This is a genomic window from Methanoculleus sp. SDB, from assembly GCA_001412355.1.
GTDB lineage: Archaea > Halobacteriota > Methanomicrobia > Methanomicrobiales > Methanomicrobiaceae > LKUD01.
The window spans coordinates 1-8,850 of sequence record LKUD01000027.1; the positions used below are offsets into that span (position 1 = coordinate 1).

Below are 8,850 nucleotides of genomic sequence, written 5' to 3' on the forward strand. Positions count from 1 at the left end.
TGATGTGATTAGACCAAAAAAAGCGGCTCAAATAGAACTTAAAGGGAGAATTCAACCAGAAATTTATATGACAATGCCTTTAGGGTGGCGTATCCAGAAAAATCCAATATTATCCGGTTTTAAATCACAAAGAAAAATCGATGAGGGAAGAGCAGTCGGTATAAAGAGTATTGAAAAGACAAAAGAGGGAGCAGATAAAGAACGTAAATACAAAATTAATGCTCCTTTTATTTATCTAAACGGCGGAAAAAGGATTTATAACTATTTAATTTCATCAAAAGATATATCAAAATTTTATAATAAAATTGACCGAGAAAATGAAATTACTTTTTTTTTCACTTATTTTTCTGAACTCTCCTTAAAGATGACTTGCATATCCCTATTTCCAATATTTTTTGCCATCGTTTCAACGGTTTTCCTCATAATTCATTTATTGGCTTGGTGGTCATTAATTCAAATTAACTTTAATCCAAGTATTATTCTAGGATATTTAGTCTTACTCATATCATTTTCTCTTTATTATATGAGCATATACAAAGAAGGCTATGATATACCATTACGGCATTGGTATCTTCCAATATTCATCTATTCAGTAGTAGTATTCACAGTAATTTTTTTCTATTCAATCCTTTTTGTACCAGATGCAACAATAAGTAACTGCATAACAGAATTACTAATTGAACTGCGTATAGTGGAAGCTTAATTAAAAATTTCACCTCACCCGCCCCATAAAAACCGCACCACAACCGCCACCACGCCGCCCATCAAACCCCCCGCTCCCGCACCGATGCGCTGCATCCGCTGTTCCTCCCCGATCTTCGTGTGCTGCCAGTCCTCGATCGCCCGCACACGGGCCTCCAATGAGGCGTCCTGCTCCTCCATGCGCTGCAGCGTTTTGCAGATCCACTTCACGTCCCGGTTCGTCTCGCAGATCATCTCCCGGGCCGATTTCTCGTCTCCCATTGCTCTTTGCTCCCCGTTTCTTTCGTAAAATACTCCGCGGTTAAGGCAGATTAATATTACTTATGGTAATATTCTCTAGTGTCTGTCAGAGTACCCGGGGAAACGCCAGGCAGGAGAGAAAACAATGGCAGACTTTGTCGAGACCAACAACACCAAGACCGCCGTGCGGGAACTCACCGTTCCAATCGCGGACATCGCCACGTTTAATACCGTGGTCCAGTCCGTGCTGGACGACAACCCGTTCGGCTGCGTCGACTACGTTCAGGCCGGAGTGGCCCATGATGGAGTCGAGAAGAACAAGGAGAGCTACACCGCGAAAATCCTCTACGAGGACATCGAGGGCAAGACCGTCGGAACCATTTCCGGCAAGGCACCGACCGTCGCCGCATTCGGCGCAGTTGCCGCCGAGATCATGGCGAACACCGACCTCGCCACCGCGATGGGCGGCGATGCGGTCCGCGACTCCGCGAACGAGAGCTTTTCGGCCCAGCTGAAGTGCTACGACGCGACGGGCGAGATCTACTACGTGACCTTCAGCCGCGATTCCGTGCGGATCACGTCCTACCAGAACGATGCGATCCGGGCGACTGTCGAGACGTGGGCGGACACCGTGCCGGCCCTTGGATGAGAGAGGGAACACATCCCTCCTCTTGAGAGGTGAGAACATGGACAACGAGATCCTCATCGTCGGGATCTTTGTGGGGGGCGGCCTGCTGGGATATGTGATAGTCCCGGGCCTGCTCGTCATGTGGGATCTGGTGCCGGACCATATCACCCGGTCCGGGGAAGAGGAGGGGGCCCACCATCTTATTTTGGGTATAATAAGGCTGAATTGGGCTTTTTTAGCAAAACAACTGTTATGAGAGCATGGCAGAATGATCAGTAATCTGCGGTTCGCTCGGGCAATACCACCATCTGGCGGACCGGAGAAAAAGGAAAGACTATTGGATGGGCAGATGAAAGCGATTTTTTATGAGACACCATCTGCCGGTGCTCCTACTGGTTGTCGGATTGGTCATCGTGACCGGATGCATCTCTATGGGATCATCATCACCCGGCGCTACGGAGGATTGGCCGGATTTTGTCCGCAACGCTTCGGTGATAAAACTCGACCCGAACGGGACCGTCGAGTGGCAGACCCTTGTCTCCCTCGGGCGGGATACGACGCCGTCGGCGGTAGAGCCGATGCCGGATGGCACCGTTATCCTTGCCGGCACCACGGTACCGGACGAGGGGAACTTCAGTCCTCCCCGCCCCTTCGTGGCGATGCTTGATGCGAATGGTTCGATCCTCTGGAACCGGACACTCCCGCCAACCCTCGGTCTGGAAGCCACAGGTGCGGCCCCGGCCCCGGACGGCGGGCTGACCGTCACCGGCAGTTACAGGAATGTCCTGCACCTCGACGCGGACGGCACGGTGCAGTGGGAGCGGGCACTCCTCGACTGGACGGCACTGCGGACAATCCTGCCGGATGCTTCCGGCGGGTACCTGATCGGGGGCGTTGCGCACGGTGTGGCCGCGGTTGCACGGCTGGACGGAACCGGCCAGGTGATCTGGTCGACGGCATTCGGCGATTTTGAAGGTGCATATGCCGAACGCATCCTGCCGCTCGCGAGCGGCGGCTTTGCCGTTGCGGGAACCGCCATGAGCGGGAATCAGATCCCTTCGTCAGTCTGGATTGCACGGCTCAACGGTGACGGTACGGTCCTCTGGGGCAGGATGGTAGAAGAGGGAGGCCGAACGGTTCCCGGGATCATCTGGGATATCTCGGATCTCTGGGAAGCATACGGGGAGATCGGTCTGGTCTACGAGGTTATCCGGCCGGGACAAGACGGAAATTGTGAGACAATCACTGCAACGTTCGGGCAGAAAGGAACGCTATCTGATCGGCGGACGCTGGATGCGTTTACCCCCGTGCTCCGGTCGCCGGACGGGGGCTTTACCTTCGCCGCGTTCCCGAGGGAAGAGAACGGCTGGTTCTATTACGGGAACGTGCTCCACATTGTCGAGCTCGATGAGACGGGAGCGGTCATCCGGGACACATCCATCGATCTCGTCGAAGGGAGCCAGACGGGGCCTTTTGTCAGGACCGGAGACGGTGGTTATCTCCTCGTCGTCACCCACGGCCCTGCCGGCGGGATGGCATATCCGAGCGGGGGCGGTTCGTCGGCGGTGGGCATTGCGTTCCGGCGGAATTGAACGGGGGATATCATACAGATGACACCCGGGGAGCACTTCCTCAGGCTGAACGTATGAGTGTGTCCTACCCGGTCGTCGCTGAAAGAGGGGAACGTCCATGGTACTGCCGGGATCAGGGCCACTCTGATCCTTTTTATCTGCGATAGCGAGGGACGATAGATATCTCCCGGACACTGCCGCCGGGTGGAGAGTGCAGCAACGTCCCCTTCGCCGTTTCACCCTGGACCCTCGTATAATTTCAGCAGATCGGAGAAATTTGATACAGAAACCGTATATAAGCCGGCCCCTCAGATCCTATCATGATGCGGATACGGGAACCAGCACCTGTGGCGAGGAACCATGCCTGACGACCACCGCAGTGCCTCCCGGGTGTCAGCTATCGTCGGCCGCGGGGTGAGTTTCGGCCTCATTGGCGGGATAATCTTCCTCAGCGTGACGGAAGCGCTCTCACGCGGCTGGAACGGCGCGTTCGCCTACAACCAGAACCTGGCAGGGATTGGGATCACCCAGGTGTTCGTCTCTGAGATGCTGGTTCTCTTTCTCGCAGGATTCTTCGCTGCGTATAGCATTGAAACACCCCGGCGACGCACCAGAATCCTTTCTGCTGCTCTGGCGGGCGCTGTCGCCGCAATCACCGCCCGGAGCCTGCTGTTCATCCCTGATCCACTATACCTCGTCCATTCACTCATCACGACATGGCTCCAGGTTCTCCTGTTCGTAAGCGGTGCGGTGCTGGTTGCCGGCATCGGTGGAATCGTTGCATACTTTCTCGAAAAAGAGGAATCGGGAGGGTACAGAGGTCTTCTTCCAGTTGCAGCAGTCGCCGTCGCAATCATCACGGTTCCCCCGCTCCTTGCGATTGGCGGCATCGCCGCGGGCGCCATTCCCCCTGCGCCCTATTCGGGTGGAGCGCCAGCACAAGAGACCGATACCTGGGTCCTCAAAGTCTCCGCCGGGGGGGAGTTTGAGTGGGAAGCGAGAGCTGATATCGACGCCTACGATCAGCCCGATATTCTGGTCGAATGCCGGGACGGCTTTGCGCTTGCGGCCACAGAGTATGGCCAGGAGCAGAACACGGCGCATATCATCCTCTACGATGATGGCGGGAACATCCAGAGCCACTCAACGGTGGCAACCGGGTACGGCCGGATGACCGCGCTCGTCCCGCGGATAAACGGTGGATTCGCAATTGCCTCGGAAAACCCTGAGATCCTCCGCGTCGATGCTGCAGGAGAAGTGCTCTGGAAACAGTCACTGGTCAACGAGAGCCGGGGAATGGCATCCGTCTCCCTGCTCGCTCTCGACGATAACCGATACGTTGCGGTATGGGAGGAACAGGCTGCCTGCATGAACGATAACGGTACAATGGTCTGGCAGACCCCGCTCGGCGCCGTGGGCGGTATCGGGTATCATCCGGTTTATCCGGCCCCGGAGGGGGGTGTGCTCGTCTTCTCGGAGGGGCGTAACGTCTTTGTCGGGGACCACTTCGAAGTGTATCTGCAGGCGATCCGTCTGGACAGGAACGGCACCGTCCTGTGGAGGCGGGATTTCGGGAGCGGGGGGCTTGACGAACTGCTGGGTGCCTGGGAGACGGTACCGGGACGGTTCAGCATCCTCTATCGGTCGACGACGTTCCCAAAGGACTTCCGGGGCAAAGTCGTACCGGCCTACAATGGCTATTTCTTCATCCTTGATGAAAACGGCGACCTGATGGAGTTCCATGCGGTCGAAGACGACGGTGAGACCGTTATCCCGTCTTCGGGCGGCTATCTCTCGGTTATCGCTGGAGACACGGATATCACGCTCGTATGCCGGGATATCACGGGCAATCTGATCTGGCAACGGCAACAGGAAATTCGCACCAACAGGCACTCGATCCGCGGCATCGGAACGGCGGACGGCGGTTATCTTATCGCCGGGAGCACAGCCGCATGAAGCGATGGCGGACTATGGTCAATTCATCATCGCGGATGAACATGAGAATGCACATGAGGATATTAAAATGACAAAGAACCGAATCAAACTCTTACTTGCGGCGCTGTGGGCCGCTGCAATCATTCTCCTGTTCGGGGGGCGTATCGCCTATGAGGTATCTGGCGTGCCGGCGTATGGCTATCTCTCGATGGCGTACTTCGTCATCATCAATTTGATCGCCTTGAGCCTGGTGATCATCATTGTTGTCCGGCTCAAGGAATGGATCGAGGGACAGGTGGCGGCGTTTGCGGAGCGAAACGACACCATGGCGGACTGTAAGGCCGAAATGGGGCTGCTCCGGCAGTCGGTGGAGCGGATCGAAGAGAAAGTGAGCGATATCGAGTATACTCTGAAAACAGAGGCCGAATAACCGGCGACCGACAATCGCTGCTTACCGCCCCTGATGACCGCCTGTGTCTCCTCCTCGCAGAACAGCACGGAGAGCTGATTCTTCTCCTCCACCAGCCCCTGCCGCAAGCAGGCCGCCTCGATCCCCGTCCACCGCCGGAAGACCGACTCCTCATCAATGCAGGAGCTTTCTGGAAATTGACTATCTCCTGGCGTGAGCGTGCATACAATGGCTCCAGAATCTCCGGTGGCTTAAAACGGCCGAAGAGATGGAGATCAAACGATATCCCACCGTCCCGAAGGATACCGGCAAATATTTATCCGCTATTCTCAAGGCGATAGCATGGAACGTGCAGGCAAAATTATAGTAATCGTCCTCGGTGCGATCGCAGGCCTGTAGGGAGCGATCACCCTTCAATGGATACTGATGATCATCGCTCTCTCGATACTCATTCTGGCCCTGGTATCGTCCGATGTTGCACATAGCATTCAGTCCTGATCAGAACTGCAATGGCCAGAGTAGCGTAGAGTGCGCGGCAGCCGCTATAATGAGGGACAAATGTTATTAGCGCTTGAATAGATCCCACAATAGAAGCCATAGTATGAACTTTCGCATAATTACTTCGCTTACATCAGTAGCACTCATCGTGACCTGCGCCATCGTATGCGGCTGTGCAGCGCCCGATGAACAGTGTATAGCCGTCAATACAACCGTCCCGTTAGAGCGTGGGTGGACTCAGGCAGCAGTGGCAGTCCTCGAACTCTACGCCCAGGGCGAAGCCGGAGAGGAGACATATGACAGGTTCAACGGTTCGGTGGTGTCCCCGGAACCCCTCATCCTGCCCGACTCCGGCGGGAATCCCCTCTATTACCAGTTTTTTGTCCGGAAAAATGGCGAAACCATGTACGCGGTTCAGGTGAGCGCGAACAAACTGCTCGGCAAAACGGTAACCCGGATTGGAGATTTTGGCTCCATTGGGAGAAATGAATCAGTGGATATGACCGTGAATGGTAGCATTCCCAATGGTGCGGAATCCGGAGTTGCCTATACCCCGGTCCCCTCGTATGGCGAGGGGTATACGCAATTGATGCTGGACTGCTGGGACGTCGGGGATACCTATGCACAGAGCGTTGCAAGAGATGCGGAGAATGCCGGAATCGATCTCTCAAGACCGCTCTCCGCTGAAGAACGGGAAATTATCAGAAAAATCCTGTGGGAGAATATCGGGCAAAGAGAAGGGAGATTACGGGAGATTGAGGAGAAACACCAGGTGGACCTTTAACGCGGTGCCGTCGGCCGGTATTTCCTGTACCATCGGGGGATATCCTCGGTGAAGCCGTCATGGTCGCGAGAGACCCGCTCAACCCGCTCCCACATATAGTCGACCTGCTCGGGCGAACCGGCCGTTTCTGCGTACCAGTGCGACCAGACGACGTCCGGGATGATCGACATGGCCGCGTAGAGTGCATATTTGTTCCAGAATGACGCGGGGACCTCTCCGCCGGTATACCCGTCGATCTGCCCGGCAGCAAAGGGAATGCTGACGGCACGGGAGAAGTACGCGAGCTTGACGAAGTCATGGATTGGGTCTCCCCAGTCGTGGTGTCGAAAGGCCTGCATCCAGTCGGGAGGACAGGTCACCGGCACCTTCCCGGGAACCGGCATTCCGTTCCGGTCGCCGCCGTTCGAGAGGCAGATAAGGGGCCGTGCTGGTGGCGACACGCTTTCAGGGCGTACGACGGGCAGGATTCGGGTGCCTGATTGAGGGGAATTTGATATGGCTTACTTTTTCGTTGCAGATGAAGATCGATATCTGATGTTGATGTCTGGGTTCTCCGTGATAACGGCGATAAATAGGATTGAAAAATAGTATTGCTGATTCCTGATCCACGAATACTCGTTAATCCCTCGGTGTCTTCGCCGCTTTCATGATATACTCATAATCTTCCTCCGGGATTATACGCATTGCCTGGCCCCGGATATGGCCGGTCCACTGCTTCTTATTGGTGATGAACTTCAGGTGCGGGATGAGAGCTTTGAAATTGACAGGTTCGTCGAATATCTCTATAGGCTTGAGCTCGATCCGAAGCGGAAAGATTTCCTTGCCCATCTTTGGCGGCGAGGTGAAGATCTCCTTGTAGTCCTCGTACATATCGGAGAGGACCTCAAAGGCCCCGCTGACCGCCGGGGGGAGTACCTCCGTGTCCTCAATCTTCTGCCCGATGTAGATGAGAACGGTATCGCCCGGTTTGACCTTGCTGATGGCATTAATGGCACGTCTGGGAACGCCCCAGACATTCCTTTTCATTACCACATCCGAATTTTCCCGAGTAGATATTGCAAGCCATCGTGTCATGGTCGATTCTTCGTGATAACAATAAAAAAAGAATGCGGTTGCAATGCTATGCTCATGTAAAAAAAGCTGCCTGAATGCGGTCTCTGAAGAACCTGACTCGAAACCTGGAATTTCACAGGTGAGCACCGAACTGGGCCGCTGCCGGATCTGCGGCGAGGATAAGGCGGTGTACCGGTCGAAGGATGTGCAGACGTGCATCAGCGATGCGTGCTTCGGCCGGCTGGTGCACGAGTGGAATGCGGGGAAAAGGGGTTCGATGATCCATCACCCCTTTGTTTTTGATTCCCTGAAGGGCCCGGCTGTAGTGCTCGGGATGGCCGGGGCCGTGCCGGTGACGGCGAAGGCCCGGGGCGTCCGGCGGGCGGGGTTCGGCTGCTGGATCGGGGGGAATGTGTTGTGGGTCGTGTTTGGGTTGGCCAAGGACAACCTGTATCTCACAACGATGTTCGGCTTTTATTGGCTTACTGCTGTGTCTGGGTGGATGAACATATGCAGGACTTAAAAGGGAGTGTAACTATCAGATTTGTACGAATCAAAAATTCGGATGGATTAGGAACCAAACCTTATCCTATCTTTATCTGTGGGAATACCATTCACTACGTGTTGCCACTCACCATCCTGGAATACTTCATACCGTTCAAAAGCGCACGGCAATCCGTTTGCAGTCGCTATGTCGCTGCTATCCATAAGCTGAAAATGCAAATGTGGAGCAAAGGAATTGCCTGAATTACCCACTCTGCCAATCACTTCACCTTTTTTTACACTCTGACCAACGGTAACCTGAATGGACCCTGTTTGAAGATGGACTAGCGCAGCATATACATTGTCGCCACATTCCATCATGATGTAGTTGCCGGCAACTGATTGTACGTCGTCTTTACCCGGATCGAAATAGTGAGCATTTTTATAGGCGTTAGACAGATCTGAAAGCAAATTCGTTCGTTCTCGTTCTTCATAACCATCCTCTGCCTGGACAATAATCCCGTCGCACGGTGCATATGCTTCCTGG

Annotated in this window: 10 protein-coding genes and 2 pseudogenes; 8 read left to right on the forward strand and 4 right to left on the reverse strand. The window is 54.5% G+C overall.

Annotation, left to right across the window (positions count from 1 at the left end):
• A pseudogene (locus APR53_08160) lies at nucleotides 1-703 on the forward strand.
• A 14-nt stretch (nucleotides 704-717) separates the two neighbouring features.
• Here the strand turns inward: APR53_08160 and APR53_08165 are convergent.
• Complete coding sequence (locus tag APR53_08165) at nucleotides 718-963, reverse strand: hypothetical protein (GenBank protein ID KQC05240.1); 246 nt, start codon at nucleotides 961-963, stop codon at nucleotides 718-720.
• 124 nt (nucleotides 964-1,087) lie between these two features.
• Between APR53_08165 and APR53_08170 the strand changes: the two genes are divergently transcribed.
• The 6 genes from APR53_08170 (at nucleotide 1,088) to APR53_08195 (ending at nucleotide 6,767) form a co-directional block, all read left to right on the forward strand.
• On the forward strand, nucleotides 1,088-1,591 hold the full coding sequence (locus tag APR53_08170) for a hypothetical protein (protein KQC05241.1): 504 nt from the start codon (nucleotides 1,088-1,090) through the stop codon (nucleotides 1,589-1,591).
• A gap of 37 nt (nucleotides 1,592-1,628) precedes the next feature.
• On the forward strand, nucleotides 1,629-1,826 hold the full coding sequence (locus APR53_08175) for a hypothetical protein (GenBank protein ID KQC05242.1): 198 nt from the start codon (nucleotides 1,629-1,631) through the stop codon (nucleotides 1,824-1,826).
• A 175-nt stretch (nucleotides 1,827-2,001) separates the two neighbouring features.
• On the forward strand, nucleotides 2,002-3,162 hold the full coding sequence (locus APR53_08180; protein ID KQC05243.1) for a hypothetical protein: 1,161 nt from the start codon (nucleotides 2,002-2,004) through the stop codon (nucleotides 3,160-3,162).
• A 339-nt stretch (nucleotides 3,163-3,501) separates the two neighbouring features.
• A complete protein-coding gene (locus tag APR53_08185; protein KQC05244.1) occupies nucleotides 3,502-5,097 on the forward strand; it encodes a hypothetical protein in 1,596 nt (531 codons plus the stop codon).
• Nucleotides 5,098-5,101: 4 nt separating this feature from the next.
• Nucleotides 5,102-5,506, forward strand: a complete 405-nt coding sequence (locus tag APR53_08190) for a hypothetical protein (GenBank protein ID KQC05245.1) — start codon at nucleotides 5,102-5,104, stop codon at nucleotides 5,504-5,506.
• 724 nt (nucleotides 5,507-6,230) lie between these two features.
• The gene (locus APR53_08195) at nucleotides 6,231-6,767 is read left to right on the forward strand and encodes a hypothetical protein (GenBank protein KQC05246.1); all 537 of its coding nucleotides are present in this window, start codon (nucleotides 6,231-6,233) and stop codon (nucleotides 6,765-6,767) included.
• Here the strand turns inward: APR53_08195 and APR53_08200 are convergent.
• Nucleotides 6,764-7,150 carry a hypothetical protein gene (locus APR53_08200; protein KQC05247.1) on the reverse strand — a complete coding sequence of 129 codons (387 nt, stop codon included), beginning with the start codon at nucleotides 7,148-7,150 and terminating at the stop codon, nucleotides 6,764-6,766. The genes APR53_08195 and APR53_08200 overlap by 4 nt on opposite strands.
• Nucleotides 7,151-7,385: 235 nt before the next feature.
• Nucleotides 7,386-7,841: a hypothetical protein gene (locus tag APR53_08205; GenBank protein ID KQC05248.1), complete on the reverse strand. Its 456-nt coding sequence runs from the start codon at nucleotides 7,839-7,841 to the stop codon at nucleotides 7,386-7,388.
• A gap of 256 nt (nucleotides 7,842-8,097) precedes the next feature.
• On the opposite strand from APR53_08205, the gene APR53_08210 reads away from it, so the two are divergent.
• A complete protein-coding gene (locus APR53_08210; protein ID KQC05249.1) occupies nucleotides 8,098-8,343 on the forward strand; it encodes a hypothetical protein in 246 nt (81 codons plus the stop codon).
• Between the two features lie 47 nt (nucleotides 8,344-8,390).
• On the opposite strand, the pseudogene APR53_08215 reads toward APR53_08210, so the two are convergent.
• Nucleotides 8,391-8,850, reverse strand: a pseudogene (locus APR53_08215).

What these genes read in the sequence shown, in the direction of transcription:
- APR53_08165 (KQC05240.1), bottom strand. Translation starts at nt 963, where the DNA reads ATGGGAGACGAGAAATCGGCCCGGGAGATGATCTGCGAGACGAACCGG.
- APR53_08170 (KQC05241.1), top strand. Translation starts at nt 1,088, where the DNA reads ATGGCAGACTTTGTCGAGACCAACAACACCAAGACCGCCGTGCGGGAA.
- APR53_08175 (KQC05242.1), top strand. Translation starts at nt 1,629, where the DNA reads ATGGACAACGAGATCCTCATCGTCGGGATCTTTGTGGGGGGCGGCCTG.
- APR53_08180 (KQC05243.1), top strand. Translation starts at nt 2,002, where the DNA reads ATGGGATCATCATCACCCGGCGCTACGGAGGATTGGCCGGATTTTGTC.
- APR53_08185 (KQC05244.1), top strand. Translation starts at nt 3,502, where the DNA reads ATGCCTGACGACCACCGCAGTGCCTCCCGGGTGTCAGCTATCGTCGGC.
- APR53_08190 (KQC05245.1), top strand. Translation starts at nt 5,102, where the DNA reads ATGGCGGACTATGGTCAATTCATCATCGCGGATGAACATGAGAATGCA.
- APR53_08200 (KQC05247.1), bottom strand. Translation starts at nt 7,150, where the DNA reads ATGCCGGTTCCCGGGAAGGTGCCGGTGACCTGTCCTCCCGACTGGATG.
- APR53_08205 (KQC05248.1), bottom strand. Translation starts at nt 7,841, where the DNA reads ATGACACGATGGCTTGCAATATCTACTCGGGAAAATTCGGATGTGGTA.
- APR53_08210 (KQC05249.1), top strand. Translation starts at nt 8,098, where the DNA reads ATGATCCATCACCCCTTTGTTTTTGATTCCCTGAAGGGCCCGGCTGTA.